This is a genomic window from Ruegeria sp. CDSA221, from assembly GCF_059611825.1.
This window is the reverse complement of record NZ_JBXWPK010000002.1, coordinates 22,152-37,632: the sequence shown is the minus strand read 5'-3', so window position 1 is coordinate 37,632 and position 15,481 is coordinate 22,152. Positions and strand designations below refer to the sequence as shown.

General features: G+C 56.4%; 17 protein-coding genes. 11 read left to right on the top strand and 6 right to left on the bottom strand.

Annotated features, from left to right (window positions below):
• Positions 1 to 7: 7 nt before the first annotated feature.
• The gene (locus AC2FJ5_RS02540) at positions 8 to 394 is read left to right on the top strand and encodes a Na+/H+ antiporter subunit G (RefSeq protein WP_142632844.1); all 387 of its coding nucleotides are present in this window, start codon (positions 8 to 10) and stop codon (positions 392 to 394) included.
• A 5-nt stretch (positions 395 to 399) separates the two neighbouring features.
• On the top strand, positions 400 to 2,559 hold the full coding sequence (gene selD, locus AC2FJ5_RS02535; protein WP_496792366.1) for a selenide, water dikinase SelD: 2,160 nt from the start codon (positions 400 to 402) through the stop codon (positions 2,557 to 2,559).
• On the opposite strand, the gene mnmH is transcribed toward selD, so the two are convergent.
• Together mnmH and AC2FJ5_RS02525 are read right to left on the bottom strand one after the other, a co-directional pair.
• Entirely contained in the window at positions 2,550 to 3,602 is a 1,053-nt protein-coding gene (gene mnmH, locus AC2FJ5_RS02530; RefSeq protein WP_496792364.1) for a tRNA 2-selenouridine(34) synthase MnmH, read from the bottom strand. The genes selD and mnmH overlap by 10 nt on opposite strands.
• A gap of 44 nt (positions 3,603 to 3,646) precedes the next feature.
• On the bottom strand, positions 3,647 to 4,312 hold the full coding sequence (locus AC2FJ5_RS02525) for an SOS response-associated peptidase (RefSeq protein ID WP_496792362.1): 666 nt from the start codon (positions 4,310 to 4,312) through the stop codon (positions 3,647 to 3,649).
• A 55-nt stretch (positions 4,313 to 4,367) separates the two neighbouring features.
• Here AC2FJ5_RS02525 and AC2FJ5_RS02520 point away from each other — a divergent pair, with 55 nt between their 5' ends.
• The gene (locus tag AC2FJ5_RS02520; protein ID WP_496792361.1) at positions 4,368 to 6,026 is read left to right on the top strand and encodes a tetratricopeptide repeat-containing sulfotransferase family protein; all 1,659 of its coding nucleotides are present in this window, start codon (positions 4,368 to 4,370) and stop codon (positions 6,024 to 6,026) included.
• A 65-nt stretch (positions 6,027 to 6,091) separates the two neighbouring features.
• Here AC2FJ5_RS02520 and AC2FJ5_RS02515 read toward each other — a convergent pair whose 3' ends face one another.
• Entirely contained in the window at positions 6,092 to 7,669 is a 1,578-nt protein-coding gene (locus tag AC2FJ5_RS02515; RefSeq protein ID WP_496792360.1) for a bifunctional metallophosphatase/5'-nucleotidase, read from the bottom strand.
• 107 nt (positions 7,670 to 7,776) lie between these two features.
• Here AC2FJ5_RS02515 and AC2FJ5_RS02510 point away from each other — a divergent pair, with 107 nt between their 5' ends.
• Genes AC2FJ5_RS02510 through arsC form a run of 4 tightly spaced genes read left to right on the top strand, consistent with a single transcriptional unit; the run spans position 7,777 to position 9,936 of the window.
• A complete protein-coding gene (locus AC2FJ5_RS02510) occupies positions 7,777 to 8,115 on the top strand; it encodes a DUF952 domain-containing protein (protein WP_496692441.1) in 339 nt (112 codons plus the stop codon).
• Positions 8,112 to 8,528 (top strand): DUF1330 domain-containing protein, encoded by a 417-nt coding sequence (locus tag AC2FJ5_RS02505; RefSeq protein WP_496792358.1) that lies wholly within the window; start codon positions 8,112 to 8,114, stop codon positions 8,526 to 8,528. The genes AC2FJ5_RS02510 and AC2FJ5_RS02505 overlap by 4 nt, the downstream gene beginning before the upstream one ends.
• An 11-nt stretch (positions 8,529 to 8,539) precedes the next feature.
• Positions 8,540 to 9,598, top strand: coding sequence for a quinone-dependent dihydroorotate dehydrogenase (locus tag AC2FJ5_RS02500; protein ID WP_496701470.1), 1,059 nt, complete (start codon positions 8,540 to 8,542; stop codon positions 9,596 to 9,598).
• Positions 9,595 to 9,936, top strand: a complete 342-nt coding sequence (gene arsC / locus AC2FJ5_RS02495) for an arsenate reductase (glutaredoxin) (RefSeq protein WP_496693344.1) — start codon at positions 9,595 to 9,597, stop codon at positions 9,934 to 9,936. Before AC2FJ5_RS02500 ends, arsC begins: the two co-directional genes overlap by 4 nt.
• Here the strand turns inward: arsC and AC2FJ5_RS02490 are convergent.
• From AC2FJ5_RS02490 to AC2FJ5_RS02480, 3 genes are read right to left on the bottom strand one after another with little or no spacing between them, the layout of a single operon-like run.
• Positions 9,933 to 11,249 (bottom strand): MATE family efflux transporter, encoded by a 1,317-nt coding sequence (locus AC2FJ5_RS02490; protein WP_496792357.1) that lies wholly within the window; start codon positions 11,247 to 11,249, stop codon positions 9,933 to 9,935. The genes arsC and AC2FJ5_RS02490 overlap by 4 nt on opposite strands.
• Before the next feature lie 6 nt (positions 11,250 to 11,255).
• Positions 11,256 to 11,774, bottom strand: a complete 519-nt coding sequence (locus AC2FJ5_RS02485) for a PaaI family thioesterase (protein WP_271948008.1) — start codon at positions 11,772 to 11,774, stop codon at positions 11,256 to 11,258.
• Positions 11,774 to 12,193, bottom strand: coding sequence for a PaaI family thioesterase (locus AC2FJ5_RS02480; protein WP_142632821.1), 420 nt, complete (start codon positions 12,191 to 12,193; stop codon positions 11,774 to 11,776). The genes AC2FJ5_RS02485 and AC2FJ5_RS02480 overlap by 1 nt, the downstream gene beginning before the upstream one ends.
• Before the next feature lie 113 nt (positions 12,194 to 12,306).
• Here AC2FJ5_RS02480 and AC2FJ5_RS02475 point away from each other — a divergent pair, with 113 nt between their 5' ends.
• From AC2FJ5_RS02475 to AC2FJ5_RS02460, 4 genes are all read left to right on the top strand, one after another.
• Positions 12,307 to 12,675, top strand: a complete 369-nt coding sequence (locus tag AC2FJ5_RS02475; RefSeq protein ID WP_142632819.1) for a MerR family transcriptional regulator — start codon at positions 12,307 to 12,309, stop codon at positions 12,673 to 12,675.
• Positions 12,676 to 12,973: 298 nt separating this feature from the next.
• Positions 12,974 to 13,375, top strand: a complete 402-nt coding sequence (locus tag AC2FJ5_RS02470) for a MerR family transcriptional regulator (protein WP_142632817.1) — start codon at positions 12,974 to 12,976, stop codon at positions 13,373 to 13,375.
• 48 nt (positions 13,376 to 13,423) lie between these two features.
• A complete protein-coding gene (locus AC2FJ5_RS02465; RefSeq protein ID WP_496692444.1) occupies positions 13,424 to 15,205 on the top strand; it encodes an acyl-CoA dehydrogenase C-terminal domain-containing protein in 1,782 nt (593 codons plus the stop codon).
• Between the two features lie 51 nt (positions 15,206 to 15,256).
• On the top strand, positions 15,257 to 15,469 hold the full coding sequence (locus tag AC2FJ5_RS02460; RefSeq protein ID WP_142632813.1) for a hypothetical protein: 213 nt from the start codon (positions 15,257 to 15,259) through the stop codon (positions 15,467 to 15,469).
• The last annotated feature ends 12 nt before the right edge of the window (positions 15,470 to 15,481 follow it).

The window sequence follows — 15,481 nt, the reverse complement described above, 5'->3', positions numbered from 1 at the left end:
GGGCGACATGTCGGTAATCTTTGAATTCCTGGTCGCCTTCTTCCTGGTTGTTTCAGGCATATTTGGTTTTGTCGGATCGTACGGGATGATCAAGCTAAAGGACCCGATGTCCAGGCTTCACGCTCCCACCAAAGCGACAACGCTTGGGGTGGGTGGCGTTCTGATCGCCTCAATCATCCATTCCGTATTGATCGAACATCATCTGTCTCTGCACGAGCTGCTGATCACGCTGTTTCTGTTCCTGACTGCTCCGATCACGGCCCTGTTTATTGCCAAATGGCATATTCACCGCCATGAAAAGCCCCAGGATCTGCCGGACGCGGGTGAGGACAAAATCTGGGCCACACATGCGGTCGAACAAGTCGAAGACGTTCCTGATCACAGAAACACCTGATACCTATGCATAGACCTCCGTTACCCCTGACCCGCGATCTGGTTCTTATCGGCGGCGGTCATACGCACGCGCTGGTGTTGCGAAAATGGGGGATGAACCCTCTGCCTGGCGCGCGCCTGACGGTCATCAACCCCGCGCCTTCAGCCCCCTATTCAGGGATGCTGCCCGGTTTCGTTGCCGGTCATTATCGCCGGGGTGACCTGGATATTGATCTGGTGCGCCTGGCTCGCTTTGCGGGGGCACGGGTGATATTGGGTGCCGTCGAAGGGTTAGACCCTGACCGGCAAGAGGTACATGTGCCCGGCCGACCGCCCGTCGCCTATGATGTAACCTCGGTTAATGTTGGCATTACATCCGACATGCCGGCCCTACCTGGATTTTCCGACCATGCGGTCCCCGCAAAACCGTTAGGGTCTTTTGCCGCCAGGTGGGCCGAGTACCAATCTGGTGCAGGCGCCGCCTCGGTCGCCGTGATCGGCGGTGGTGTTGCCGGGGTCGAGTTGATCATGGCGATGGCGCACGCTTTGCGTTCCGCAAACCGCAGCGCCCGATTGACCCTGATCGACAATGCTCAGGCCCTGACCGCGATTGGCGCAAAGGCGGCCTCGATCATTCGCAATGCGATGGCTGACCTTGGCATCGACGTGATCGAACAGGCCGCCATCGTCGAAATTCATGCGGATCACATCCGGTTGGAGGACGGGCGCCAGATTGCAGCTGAATTCGTGACGGGGGCGGCGGGGGCCAAACCCTATGGTTGGATGGCGCAGTCCGGGCTGGATCTTCACGATGGATATATCACGGTGAATAGCAGGCTGCAGTCCAGCAATCCTTTTGTGTTCGCAGTCGGCGATTGTGCCCATCTGTCAGAAAACCCCAGACCAAAAGCAGGTGTCTATGCCGTCCGAGAAGCCCCGATTCTTTATGGCAATCTTCGGGCCTCGCTGGGTGCCGGAAAGATGCGCCCCTATCATCCGCAAAAAGATTACCTCAAGCTGATATCGCTGGGTGGGAAATCCGCATTGGCCGAGCGATTGGGAGCCTCGCTCAGTGGTCCGTTGATGTGGAAATGGAAGAACCATATCGACCAGAATTTCATGAATAAGTTCCGGAATCTGCCCCAGATGAAAGCAGCAGAGTTGCCCCGCGACCACGCTTTGGGCGTGCCCGAAGTCCTGGGTGAAAAGCCCATGTGCGGTGGGTGCGGCGCAAAGATTGGGCGTCGCGCTTTGCGCAGTGTTCTGTCTGATTTACCGCCCCCCGATCGGCAAGACGTAATACCGCTTTCAGGTGACGATGCGGCTTTGCTTCTCACCGGCGGCGCGCGGCAGGTGATAACCTCGGACCATTTGCGCAGCTTTACCAATGATCCGGTTTTGATGACACGGATCACGGCCATTCACGCATTAGGTGATATCTGGGCGATGGGTGCGGCACCGCAGGCCGCCACCGCGACGATTATTCTGCCTCGGATGTCACCCGCACTGCAACAACGTACCATGTCAGAAATCATGGCCACCGCTAGTGACGTCATCCGCGCAACCGGGGCCGAAATCGTCGGAGGCCACAGTTCGATGGGGGATGAGATGACCATCGGGTTCACTCTGACCGGCCTGTGCGAAAACGACCCGATCATCTTGTCCGGGGCCCGCAAGGGCGACGCTTTGATCCTGACCAAGCCGATTGGCAGCGGCGTGATCATGGCCGCCGAAATGGCCGGTTTGGCCAATGGCATCTGGGTCGCAGAGGCGTTCCGCCACATGGTTCAGCCGCAGGGCGAAGCCGCGCGCATTCTGTTCAGCGCCCATGCGATGACCGATGTGACCGGGTTTGGTCTGGCAGGGCATCTGCAAGGTATTTGCGGTGCCTCTGGCTGCGGTGCGGTAATTGCTCTGGATGCGGTTCCCGTGATGGCCGGGGCCGTAGAGCTCAGCGCAAGCGGTGTTCGGTCCACGATCTTCGAGGACAACCGCGCCATCGCGCCTGAACTCGCCAACGGACCCAAGGCTGATCTTCTTTTCGATCCTCAAACCGCCGGAGGGCTATTGGCCGCTGTCCAAGCCGATGACGCGCCAGGCCTGTGTGCAGACCTACATGCGGCTGGATATCCGGCAGCAATCATCGGCATGATCGACGATACGCCGGGTGTAAAACTTCAGAGCTGATCCAGGACCTGTTCGACCCGCACAGCGACCTCTTTCAGACCGGTACTTGCCAGCGAGGGCACCTGGATCGAGGCTACAATTTCGGCGCTGTGTACGCGCGCCGACTTGGCATAAGCCGGGTCGTAATGCTGTTCCATAAGTGACCGTGTAAGGGCCAACTTGTTACCGCCGTCAATCAGCGCAAACCACCCATCCACCACCTCATGCCCACGGTGAGACCTCAGCGGCGACAGGAGATCTTTCAACCGCTCGGCATCGCTGAGGACATCGTCATATGCCGAGACCAGATATTCCGCGCGCGCTTCTATCGGGGCGTCAATCTGAATACGCACGGCCGCACACATGGCGGACCAAAGCCTCGGCGGCAGGATCAAAGAGCCGATTTTGGACGATTCCGCTTCGACTACGACGGGACGGGTGGGGGCAAAACCACAAAGTTCTGCGGCCAGCGCGGATTCGAATGCCTTTTGACTGGGTTGTCCGCCCGGCATTGCCCCCAGCAACGACCCCCGGTGATTGGCAAGCCCTTCGAGATCCAGAACCTGGACACCACGTTCCTGAAGGTGTGTAAGCAGCTCGGTCTTTGCTGTGCCCGTATACCCATCCAGAAGGACGAATTGAAACGGCAACGGATCGTCATAAAGATACCGGCTTACCAAGCGGCGATAGGAGCGATAACCGCCTTCGACAACCTCGGCCCGCCAGCCGATCTGTTGCAACATCCAGGTAAACGCGCCTGATCGCTGCCCACCGCGCCAGCAATAGACAAGGGGCCGCCATCCTCCTTCATGATGGGACAGGCTGTGTTCGATGTGATTGGCCGCATTCCTGAAAACCAAAGCCGCCCCCAGTTTGCGGGCCAGAAACGGGCTTTCCTGGACATAAATCGTCCCGACGCGCGCGCGTTCATCGTTATCCAGAACTGGCAGGTTGATTGAGCCCGGCAAATGATCCTCGGCAAATTCAGCCGGGCTGCGCACGTCTATGGTCGTGTCGAACTCATGCTCATATAATTGCGGAAGGCTGGTAAATTTCAGAACCATGTCAACGATCTAACGCGCGTGGGAACGGATGGAAAGCCACGGCGTCAACCGGCGATGGGATCGACAAGCGCCGGCCCGCTGGCCCGATTGGAATTGACGCCCCGATCGACGCGGTGAAAGCCAAGAAGATCTTCCTGCCCCGGAGACAGCAGCCGCGCAGCCCCTTTGCCCATTTCACCCAACCATAACGGCCAGTTTTCGGGATCAACAATCAGGGGCATGCGGTGATGAATTCTGCCCAGATTGCGGTTCGCTGGTGTCGTAACGATTGCGCATGTTCCCTTCTTGTCGCCCTCGGGTCCCCAATCTTGCCATACCCCGCCAAAAGCAATCGGGGCCCCGTCTTTTCTGAAAATATACCAGGGCAGCCGGTCTCCGCTCTCGGTTTTGGTCCATTCATAAAACCCGCTGGCAACGATCAGACATCTGCGTTCTCTGCAGGCCGCCCTGAAAGCCGGTTTTTCAGCTAGCGTTTCGGCGCGGGCATTGATCAACAATGGCCCAGCAGTTTTGGACTTGTACCAGTGTGGTAAAAACCCCCAACGCAAGGCATCCAACTGACGCCCGGTTTCGCCTGCCCTGACCACATGCACCTGACATGTCGGGCAAACGTTGAAATTCGGGACAACAGGCAGAGCATTGGCCGGGCGCGCAGAAAACAACTGGGCCATGGCATCATTTGGAAGGGTTATTGCAAACCGTCCGCACATAGGTAATGAACTTTCAACAATCGTTTTCTACAGGCACAGGTTCTCACGGGGTCATATGCAAAATCAAACGGCGAAAACCTTAAAAGTCAAAGCTGTCGCAGCGCTGGAAGAAGGCAAATTCCAGGCTGCGCTGAAAAAGGCTCAACTTGGCGTAAAAAAGTTTCCGACCGACTCGGATTTTCATGCCATTTCCGGTTTTGTTCTGACCGAGATGAAACAGTATAAAAGGTCGATCCCGCATTTTGTCGAAGCCGCGCGGATGAAACCTGACGATCCGCAATTCGTCGAAAACCTCGCCAATGCTCTTATGCAAACCGGCCAGATGGCCAAAGCCTTGGAATATGCCGAACTCAAGGCCGAAAAATTCCCAGCCAGCAAGGAACTGAACCGGGTCATTGATGAGATTACGCTGAAAGGACAGAATTGGCGCCTGATCATTGATCACGTGACCAAAAAACTTCAAAGCGACCCTGAAAATGTCAGCCTGTTGTCGACTCGTGCCCGCGCCTATGGCCGCATCGGTTATATCGAGCACAACTCACGCGATATAACCAAGGCGTATGAATTGGCACCGGACAACGAAAAGATAGCCTTTCAAAAAGCCGTAAATCTGCACCAGAGTGGCGACAAAAAGGGATGCGCCGATATTCTGCAGGGCATCTACGCCAAAGAACCTTTCCATGTTGCCACCCTTCTTCAGCTTTCGACAATGTCCAGCAAAGAGGACGCCCCGAAACTGATGCAGGCGGTAGAAGCAGCGATATCCGAAAGCGTACACGAGCTGTCGGAACTGGAATTTGCCAAGGCCCACCTGATCCAAAAAGCCGATAGCCTTGGCGCAGCACTGCCGCAATTTGCACGTGCCAATGCCATCCAACACAATGTCAAACCCTATGATTTAGAGGCGGAAGAACAGAAGTTCGAACGTATCACTGGCCTGTTCCCTGTAGGGGGAAGAGTTCCTTGGTCCGAACAAACCGATCAGCCGGTTCCGATCTTCGTTCTGGGCCAGCCGCGCTCTGGCACAACGCTCATGGAAATGATGCTGAGCTCCGCGCCAGACATTGCTGGCTGCGGCGAACTGACGGTTGGGGCCGATCTTTCGCGCGACTACGCACAACATCGCAAGACCTTCGATTCCACTGCCGCAGCGAAATATGCCAAAGAGTTCCGAGAGTTGATGCCGCCGATCCCCGATGGCTCAACCGCTTTTGTTGACAAGATGCCCCACAATTTTCAGCGGGTCGGCTTCCTGTTGTCGGCATTCCCAAACGCCAAGATAATAAACATGCTGCGTGATCCGCGCGATGTTGGTCTTTCGAAATGGATCCGCCGGTTCCCTGCGGGTGGCATGAACTATGCCTCGAATCTTGAGACCATTGCCCATTCTGCCAACCTGTATCGTCGCTATATGGCGCATTGGGATGCTGTTTTTGGCGACAAGATCCTGACCGTTCCATATGAAAAGCTTGTCGCGGACCCCGAAACCTATAGCAAGCAGATCGCCGCTTTCTGCGACCTCGAATGGACCGAGACGATGATGCATCCGGAAGAGAATACCAAACAGGTCCGGACTGCCAGTATCGACCAGGTTCGCAACAAAATCTCAACCAAATCCATTGGGGGATGGCGATCTGTGTCGGAACATATCCAGCCCATGCTTGCGGGTTTTGATACAGGGCTTTGGCCGGAATACGACATTGATCAAGGCTGAAGGTTAGCTGAATGAAATAGGGCCGCATCCCAAGGTGCGGCCCTTTTCGTTTCGCTCTGGTCGCCTTACTTTTGCTTGATGCGACCGTCCAGATAAGGCTGGTAAGGCGCGTTTTCGGCTAGGTATTCCGCCGTGACATCCGCCAGATCCGGGCCAAAGTCATAGGCATTTTTATCGTCGCCTTCGAACATACTGTACCCGTCACCGCCATTTCTGACGTAGTTATTGGTAACGACAAGATAAGTCGCCGCCGGATCAATCGGGGTAAGCCCATCGCCGTTGGATACCATGACCTCTGATACGCGCCCTTCGTTTGGTGCCACCGATGCGTCCCAAACAAAGGTCAGACCGGCAACCTGCGGAAAGCGGCCCTTGACCTCTTCTACCTGGCTCACGCCGTTTTCAAGCGCGTCAACGATGCCTTGTCCGCTGATCTCAAAGGTTGAAAGCGTATTCTGGAACGGCAGCACGGTCAGAACTTCACCCATGGTCACATCGCCAGGGTCAATCGAAGCACGCAAGCCGCCAGAGTTCGCAATCGCGATATGAACGCCCTGATCAGCAACCCGCGCAAGCATGGCATCAGCGACCAAATTGCCCATCTGACATTCCTGAACACGACAGATCGAACGGTCACCCTCAATCGCCTCAGACGTGCTGGCCACGACCTTATTGCGGATTTCGTCCAAAGGAGCGGCCAGTTCTGCGATACGGTCCAGCGAGGCCTGATCTTCGGCCACGTTGTTGTCCATGATCAGCGGCTCGCCAGCCGCCGCGACAACATTTCCGTCGTCATCAAAAGTGACATTCAGCTCGCCCAGGAATTTGCCATAGGCATAGGCCTGAATGATCTGCACGCCATCGACCACTGTCGGATAGGGGCCAACAGCCTTGTCAGAAACGTTGGACAAATATGTATTGGAATGCCCACCTACGATTACGTCAACGCCGGTCGTTTCCTGTGCAACACGCTGGTCGACAGCATATCCCGAATGGCTGAGAACGATGATCTTGTTCACGCCTTCCGCGGTTAGCTTGTCCACTTCGACCTGAACCGCGGGAACCGGGTCCGAGAATGTGATGTTCGGGCCAGGAGAGGCCAGTTCATGCGTGTCTTCCGGCGTCAGGCCAACAAGGCCGACTTTTTCTCCGCCGACTTCGATCACTGTAGACTTTTTGATCTTGCCGTTCAGCAATTCTTCGCCGGAAAAATCCGCGTTCGACATCAGCACCGGGAAATCAACCGTGTCGATAAAGCCGCGCAGGACTTCCGGGCCATCATCGAATTCGTGGTTGCCCACGGTCATAGCGTTATAGCCCAGTTTGTTCATGAACTCGGCCGCGACCTTGCCCTTGTAATAGGTATAGAACAACGAGCCCTGAAATTGATCGCCGCCATCTACCAGGATCGAGTTTTCGGCACGCCCGCGGGCTTCTTCCACTGCTGTTACGAGACGGGCAGATCCGCCAAAACACTTGCCTTCGGCGTTGTCATCTGAACTACAGCCGCTGTCATATTTGTTGATCGGCTCGATACGCGAATGAAAGTCGTTGGTGTGCAGAATGGTCAGTTTATATTCGGCGGCGGCCATTCCTGCAGTCAAACCCAGCACAGCAGCCGAGGCTAGGAAACGGGTGAACATATTTTAACTCCCTTTGTTAATTGCCAAGATGTTGCGCCGCCTTCAGCAAAGAGTCAAAGGGGGAAATCCGGCTTGAATCTAGCCGCAGCGCGGGGCATGACCGTTCTATGCTGATTTACAAGATTTTCCGCGCCAACGAATGGACAGCGCTGCAGACCGATGGCGCCACGGATGGTGCTCCGATTGATGTTTCGGACGGTTTTGTCCACTTTTCGACAGCTGAACAAGCTGCGGAAACCGCTGCCAAGCATTTTGCCGGCGCCGAAGGTTTGACGCTGTTGGCCTGCGATGCTGACGCGATGGGCGAGGAACTGAAGTGGGAGGTTTCGCGCGGGGGCGCTCTGTTTCCGCATCTCTACCGTCAGATCCGCATGACCGACATAGCTTGGTCCTGCCCCCTGCCCTTTGACGGCAACGCGCATCGCTTCCCGGACGACATGAAATGACGGAATATATCGACCCGGGTCGCGCCCAGTTCGAAGCCTTCAAGGTGCTGGATCGTGACCACCCGATCGAGATGCTGAACCTGGTGAGGTTCCGCAGCCGGGCCGAATATCCATCGGGGCACGAACTGGCCAAAAGCGGTCTGTCGGGCGCTCAGGCTTATCGAAATTATGGGATCGAAACCGGGCCGATCATTGCCCGCCTTGGGGCAAAGATCACTTGGCGCGGCGCGTTTCAGACTACGTTGATTGGCCCAAAGGATGAGCTATGGGACGCGGTATTTATCGCGCGTTACCCATCGGCCCATGCCTTTCTGGAAATGATATCCGACCCTGATTACAAACAGGCGGTCGTGCATCGTCAGGCTGCGGTGAAGACCTCTCGCCTGATCCGGTGCGCGCCGACCGAAGGCTGAGAAATGTTTGGATGAAACTGACTGAAAAGCTGGGGCTGGCTGCCCTGCACCGGCTGGATCCGGAAACCGCACATACCCTGTCGATCAAGGCCCTGAAAGCGGGGCTTACGCCTGCGCCGGGGCCGGTCACCTCGCCGCGTTTGCGGACCAAAATCGCCGGGCTGGATCTGCCCAATCCGGTTGGTCTGGCCGCAGGGTTCGACAAGAACGGAGAGGTTCTTGGCCCCCTGTCTCGCGCCGGGTTTGGGTTCATCGAAGTCGGTGCCGTTACCCCACGCCCGCAGCCCGGCAATCCCAGGCCGCGCCTATTCCGCCTGACCGAAGACCAGGCTGCCATCAACCGCTTTGGCTTTAACAACGAAGGGATGGAGGCCATGGCCCGTCGTCTGGCGGCGCGCCCCAGGGATGCGGTGATCGGACTGAACCTTGGTGCGAACAAAGACAGCGATGATCGACCCGGCGACTTTGCCAAGGTACTGGCCCATTGTGGGGCGCATCTGGATTTCGCTACGGTCAACGTGTCATCTCCGAACACTGAAAAGCTGCGGGATTTGCAAGGCAAAGCGGCGCTGAGCGCTCTGTTGAGCGGCGTGATCGAAACCCGAAACACCCTAATGCGCCCTCTACCAGTATTCCTCAAGATTGCCCCCGATCTGACCGAGGATGAGCTGCGGGATATCGCCGAAGTGGCCCATGAATCGGGCGTTGATGCGGTCATCGCCTCGAACACCACTTTGTCGCGCGATGGGTTGCGCAGCGCACACAGAGACGAAGCAGGCGGCCTGTCCGGCGCACCTTTGTTCGAAAAATCCACCCGCGTTCTTGCCCGGTTTAGCCATTTGACCGACGGTCAGATTCCGTTGATCGGTGTTGGTGGCATCAGCACAGCAGAACAGGCCTATGCCAAGATATGCGCCGGTGCTTCGGCCGTGCAATTTTACACCGCGATGGTTTTCGGTGGTATCTCACTTGCGGCGGAAATCGCGCGAGGTTTGGATGACTTGCTGGCGCGCGACGGGTTTGAAACCGTTGCGCAGGCCGTTGGAAGCAAAAGACAGGACTGGATATGATCGAATACTGGCACAATCCCAGATGCTCTAAGTCTCGCGCAGGGCTCGCTTTGCTTGAGGAAAACGGAGCGCAGGTCGAAATTCGCAAATACCTTGAGGATACGCCCTCGGCAGACGAAATCCGGGCCGTACTTACACGCCTTGATATCCCCGCCATCGACCTGATGCGGACTAGCGAAAAGCTGTTCAAGGAACTGGGCCTAACCAAGAATACCGCTCAGGATGACCTGATCACAGTAATGGCGGCCCATCCGATTTTGATCGAGCGTCCGCTTGCAATCAAAGGGGACAACGCAGCCATTGGTCGCCCTACTGAATCCCTTCTGGACCTTCTTTAAGCGACCAAAGCCTCAAGCTTGGGGTATCGCCATCCCAGCGTGCAGGCACGCGCGATATTCAAGATCATCAGCGCGGCCCAAAGGCCGTGATTGCCGAGCGCAGGCACCAATATGAACAGGGCCAAAACATAAATCGCAACCGAATGGATCATCGCATTGCGCATTGCGCGCGTCCAGGTCGCGCCTATGTAGATGCCGTCAAACATCCAGCTTGCCACACCGATCACCGGCGCCAGCGCCGCCCAGACCAGATACTCGCGTGCGGCTAGTCGCACCTCAGGTGCAGTTGACATCAGGTCGATCAAAGCTGGCCCGGCCAGATAGAAAACCGCACCAAGTACAAATGCACCCCCTACCCCCCATTGCGAAGCCATGGCCGCGGCTCGGCGCACCTGATGCCGATCCCGCGCGCCAATGGCGCCGCCGACCAGTGCTTCGGCGGAAAAGGCGAACCCATCCAGTGCAAAGGCGGTAATTTCGAGAAACTGCAGCAAGACCTGATTGGCTGCCAGATTAACATCCCCCAGATCCGACCCAACGAAGAGGAAAGTGGTAAAGGCGCCAGTCAGCAGTACCGAACGGACCATGATGTCGCCATTCACCTGCATCATCCGGCGCAGGCGCGTGGGATCGAAGATCCGCGGCCAGTCGCGCCATTGATTCCCAGTAAAAGCACTGCGGCACAGCCAGAGACCCAGTGCCAGCCCGCTCCACTCGGCGATGAGCGTCGCGATGGCCACCCCCTCGACGCCCCAACCCAGACCAAGCACAAACCACAGATCCAGGAGAATATTCAGCCCGTTCATCCAGACCTGCAGGACAAAGACCCCACGCGTACGTTCCATCGCAATCAACCAGCCAGTGATGGCGAACAGCGCAATCGTTGCCGGCGCACCCCAGATGCGTATCTGCAAATAGTCACGGGTCAGCGCCTCAACCTCGGGGCTGGCGGGGGAAAGGGCAAAAGCCCCTTTGAACAAAAGGACCTGGGCCAATATGAAAACCATACCTGCCGCACTGCCCAGCAATATGCCCCGCATCAGCAGCGCACCGGTTTCGGCAGTGTCACCCGCCCCGCGCGCCTGCGCCGCCAGGCCGGTGGTCCCCATCCTCAGAAAGCCGAATATCCAGTAGATCGAGGCCAGAATCACGGCCCCCATCCCAACAGCCCCAATCGGCGCAGCCAGACCCATCTGCCCGACTACGCCAGTATCCACGGCCCCAAGGATCGGAACCGTGGCATTCGACAGCACGATGGGCGCTGCAATTTTAAGCACGCGCCTGTGCGTGATTGGTGCCGAGGCGTCTTGCATGGAAATCTACTCAGCTTTCGATTTGGACTGCGGCATCAGAAAATGCCCGCTGGCCTGTGCGAAAGGTCGCTGATGATTGTCCTGCCACGCTTCGACACGAACCGACGCATACCGGCGCCCTAATCGGCGAACAAAGGCACGCGCATAGGCATCCCGTGGCAAGCCCGATCGCAGGTAATCAACGGTAAAATCTACTGTTTTTGGAAACATGATGGTTTCATCTTGAAAGACCGTGCTGGCATCCAATTCGCCGTTTTCGATCCGGGGAAAGAAATACTCCCAACTCAGGGTGATAACCGCGGTTACTTCCAGAAAGGCAGCCGTCACACCACCATGAAGCGCCGGAAGCATCGGGTTTCCGATCAGCTTTTGGTCAAAGTTCAGTACCCCGGTCAACTCATTTCCCCGCCGGTCAAATTCGATTCCGAGAAACTGAATATATGGAACACCATCCACGATTGCCTTCAGTGCTGCATCGCGACGCTGTTCGATAAGCTGCATGGCTTCGGGCCGAGGTCGTGACATCATCGGCTCTCCACTGTGAATGAACCGGTGGCGGTTGCCACGGGCAGGTCCTTGTCCTCATCCATCGCAGTTGCGCGGACAAAGGCCACGTTTCTGGTGATGTGATAACAGACAGCATGTGTCGTAATGCTCTGTCCTGGCGTCGCCGGGCGCATGTAGTCTATCCGCAGATCTATTGTCGCGGTGGCGCCGGGCGAAGAAGGATGGCACATGACCGCGGAACCGCAGCAGGTGTCAAGCAGGGCAAAAACCGCCCCGCCATGGATCACACCCGTGCGTGGATCACCGATCAGTTCGGCCTTGTAGGGCATCGAAATCTCGGCCTCGCCATTACCCATTTTGGTGAGTGTCAAACCCAAAGCTTTGGCATGCGGAATGGCCTCAATAAACTGTCGTGCTATAGCAGCTTTGTCGACCATCTACTTGTGTCCTCTCTGTTTCTCCCTTTATGAGCGTCAGGCTAGCAAAAGAGCAAGCCCGCCTGTTGCGCTTGAAGTCGCCACGTCCTACGCTGTTTCGAAGGAGACCAGGAATGCCCGACAACCGTTTGTCATTCAAAGAGATGTGCGCCGAGTTTGACGTGACTCCACGTACCCTGCGCTACTATGAATATATCGAACTTCTGCAGCCTGACCGCGAAGGCCGAACTCGCTTTTACGGGCCTAGGGAATGCGCTCGGATGACGCTGATCATGCGGGGACGGAAATACGGATTTCCTCTGGAAGATATCCGCCAGTGGCTGCTGATCTACGAAGATCAGGGGAATCAGGCACAGATGAAGGCCTTCATCGAAATGGCCGAACATCAGCTTGTCGAACTGAACAATCAGAAAAAACAGTTGGATGAAGCCATAGATGCCTTGGAACAAATGCGTGACCAGACCGCGAAATTGTTAGACTAGGCATTGCTGCCCAGTTGATCGCGTTTACTATCGGATTTGCCAAAGCCAAAAACAGACCCTTCCTGGGCTCTTTTACCCTTTCAGCATGCTTTCCCGTGTTTGGAAAATTGCATCTGGAAGGTGATCTGACGTGACGTCCTGAAATTCCCTGCAGTAGAAACCTTGACGCGAACGGAAGTTACGTCAACTTATTTGTGACGCAGCGTTCGCGTTACGTGAACGGCATCTACGTGCTGTAAGACGCGCATCGACTGCGCAAATCAGCTTAACGAAGGCCAGTTACAAGAGTGCAGAAACCATGACCGAAGATCTGATGACCATTCGTGAAATGTGCGAGACCTATGATGTCACGCCGCGCACATTACGTTTTTACGAGGCAAAGGAACTTTTGTTTCCGATCCGCGAAGGGCAGAAACGACTGTTCACCAAAAGCGACCGGGCGCGTCTCAAGCTGATCCTGCGAGGCAAACGCTTTGGCTTCAGCCTGGAAGAAATTCGCCAGCTTCTTGATTTGTATCACGTAGGTGATCAGCAGGTTACACAGATGACCCGCACCTATGAGATCGCGTGCGAGCGGCTTGCCGATATGGAATCCCGGCGTGAAGAGCTGACCCAGGCCATTGACGATCTAAAAGAACAGTTGAGATGGGGCGAGAAAGTGATCGCCTCGATCAAGAGCGACAAAAAGGCCGCAGAATAACCCCGGCGGCACCCACCCACCGGACAAGCGAAACTAAGGAAGTTCCCAATGCCCGTATACAATGCACCAACCAAAGACATGCAGTTCGTATTGCACGAAGTGCTCAATGTATCGGGATCGGACATCCCGGGTTATAGCGAGCTTGAACCTGATTTTACCGGCGCTGTTCTAGAAGAAGCCGGTAAGGTGGCGACAAATGTTCTGCACCCGCTGAATACAATCGGTGATACCGAAGGATGTCGTTTGGAAAACGGTGTGGTATATACCCCTACTGGCTTTAAAGACGCATTCGGTCAGATGAAGGAAGGCGGCTGGACCGGCCTGGACATGCCCGAAGAATTCGGCGGCCAGAACATGCCTTATGTCATCGGCTCTGCCGTGGCCGAGATGTTTTCCGCCTCGAACCAGGCGTTCACCATGTATCAAGGTCTGACCCACGGCGCAGCCTCGGCCATTCTGGCGCACGGCACCCAAGAGCAGAAAGAAACCTATCTGCCGAACATGGTTAGCTGCGATTGGACCGGCACCATGAACCTGACCGAACCGCATTGCGGCACCGACCTGGGTCTGATGCGCACCAAGGCTGAACCGCAGGCGGATGGCTCCTACAAGATTTCCGGTCAGAAGATCTTTATCTCGGCTGGTGAACACGACATGGCCGACAACATCATTCACCTGGTGCTGGCCAAGATCGTGGGCGGCCCCGAAGGCATCAAGGGTGTATCCCTGTTCATCGTTCCTAAATTCATGGTGAACGAAGATGGCAGCCTGGGTGAACGCAACGGCGTATCGGTCGGCAACATCGAAGAAAAGATGGGCATCCACGGCAACTCGACCTGCGTCATGAACTATGACGAGGCAACCGGCTATCTTTTGGGCGAAGAGCATAAAGGCATGCGCGCGATGTTCACCATGATGAACGAAGCCCGTATGGGTGTAGCCATGCAGGGTCTGTCCCAGGCCGACGCGGCCTATCAGAACGCGGTGGAATACGCCAAAGACCGCCTGCAAGGCCGCGATGTGACCGGTGCGAAAAACCCGGACGGTCCAGCCGATCCGCTGATCGTGCATCCCGACATCCGCCGCAGCCTGATGGATCAGAAAAGCTTTACCGAGGGTGCCCGTGCCTTTGTTCTGTGGGGAGCGACCATGATCGACAAGGCCCACCGCTCTGGTGACGATGACGCCGATGGCCTGATCTCACTGCTGACGCCGGTCCTCAAAGGGTTCCTGACCGACGAAGGCTATGACATGACGGTCAAGGCCCAGCAAGTCTATGGCGGCCACGGCTACATCGAAGAATGGGGCATGTCGCAATATACCCGCGACGCCCGGATCGCGATGATCTACGAAGGCGCAAACGGCGTTCAGGCGCTTGACCTTGTGGGCCGTAAACTTGCCCAGGATGGCGGCAAACACGTCATGGCGTTTTTCGAAATGGTCAAAAACTTCTGCAAGGAAAACGCAGGTCAGAACGAAGCCTATGATACGGCGTTTATCGAACCGCTGAAAGCGGCCTCCAAGGATCTGCAGGCCGCTGCCATGTACTTTATGCAAAGCGGCACCAAGAACCCCAACCATGCGCTGGCTGGGTCGAATGACTTCATGCACATGTTCGGTCATGTCTGCCTGGGCCTGATGTGGGCACAGATGGCAAAAGCCTCTTATGCCGCACTTGAAGCCGGGACTTCGGACACCGAGTTCTACGAGACAAAGATTACCACCGGCCAGTTCTACATGGCGCGTCGCTTGCCAGCCACCGGTCTTCATCTGACACGCATCCAGAGCGGTGCGGATACTGTCATGGGCCTGGACGCGGCAAGCTTCTGATCTCTGACCGGCCCCAGACCATCTTGGGGCCGGCCATTCGAAAGGCTCGATATGCCAAAACGATTTCGCCTAACACGCCGTTTCCCGGTCGCCATGACCGAAGACGGCTATCGCAAACTCAGAGGGTTCGCGCGCGAGGCTGGTCTGGACGAAGGTGAGGCACTGTCATTCCTGTTCGAGAACTTCAACAGCGTCATCGACGAAGAGAGCCTGACGCACCGTTTGCGTATCTTCAATTCCGAACTTGAAGAGCGCAAACGATAAGAAAACAGACCC

Excerpts from the sequence above, each read along its gene's own strand:
- AC2FJ5_RS02540 (WP_142632844.1), top strand. The coding sequence starts at position 8 with ATGTCGGTAATCTTTGAATTCCTGGTCGCCTTCTTCCTGGTTGTTTCA.
- selD (WP_496792366.1), top strand. The coding sequence starts at position 400 with ATGCATAGACCTCCGTTACCCCTGACCCGCGATCTGGTTCTTATCGGC.
- mnmH (WP_496792364.1), bottom strand. The coding sequence starts at position 3,602 with ATGGTTCTGAAATTTACCAGCCTTCCGCAATTATATGAGCATGAGTTC.
- AC2FJ5_RS02525 (WP_496792362.1), bottom strand. The coding sequence starts at position 4,312 with ATGTGCGGACGGTTTGCAATAACCCTTCCAAATGATGCCATGGCCCAG.
- AC2FJ5_RS02520 (WP_496792361.1), top strand. The coding sequence starts at position 4,368 with ATGCAAAATCAAACGGCGAAAACCTTAAAAGTCAAAGCTGTCGCAGCG.
- AC2FJ5_RS02515 (WP_496792360.1), bottom strand. The coding sequence starts at position 7,669 with ATGTTCACCCGTTTCCTAGCCTCGGCTGCTGTGCTGGGTTTGACTGCA.
- AC2FJ5_RS02510 (WP_496692441.1), top strand. The coding sequence starts at position 7,777 with ATGCTGATTTACAAGATTTTCCGCGCCAACGAATGGACAGCGCTGCAG.
- AC2FJ5_RS02505 (WP_496792358.1), top strand. The coding sequence starts at position 8,112 with ATGACGGAATATATCGACCCGGGTCGCGCCCAGTTCGAAGCCTTCAAG.
- AC2FJ5_RS02500 (WP_496701470.1), top strand. The coding sequence starts at position 8,540 with ATGAAACTGACTGAAAAGCTGGGGCTGGCTGCCCTGCACCGGCTGGAT.
- arsC (WP_496693344.1), top strand. The coding sequence starts at position 9,595 with ATGATCGAATACTGGCACAATCCCAGATGCTCTAAGTCTCGCGCAGGG.
- AC2FJ5_RS02490 (WP_496792357.1), bottom strand. The coding sequence starts at position 11,249 with ATGCAAGACGCCTCGGCACCAATCACGCACAGGCGCGTGCTTAAAATT.
- AC2FJ5_RS02485 (WP_271948008.1), bottom strand. The coding sequence starts at position 11,774 with ATGTCACGACCTCGGCCCGAAGCCATGCAGCTTATCGAACAGCGTCGC.
- AC2FJ5_RS02480 (WP_142632821.1), bottom strand. The coding sequence starts at position 12,193 with ATGGTCGACAAAGCTGCTATAGCACGACAGTTTATTGAGGCCATTCCG.
- AC2FJ5_RS02475 (WP_142632819.1), top strand. The coding sequence starts at position 12,307 with ATGCCCGACAACCGTTTGTCATTCAAAGAGATGTGCGCCGAGTTTGAC.
- AC2FJ5_RS02470 (WP_142632817.1), top strand. The coding sequence starts at position 12,974 with ATGACCGAAGATCTGATGACCATTCGTGAAATGTGCGAGACCTATGAT.
- AC2FJ5_RS02465 (WP_496692444.1), top strand. The coding sequence starts at position 13,424 with ATGCCCGTATACAATGCACCAACCAAAGACATGCAGTTCGTATTGCAC.
- AC2FJ5_RS02460 (WP_142632813.1), top strand. The coding sequence starts at position 15,257 with ATGCCAAAACGATTTCGCCTAACACGCCGTTTCCCGGTCGCCATGACC.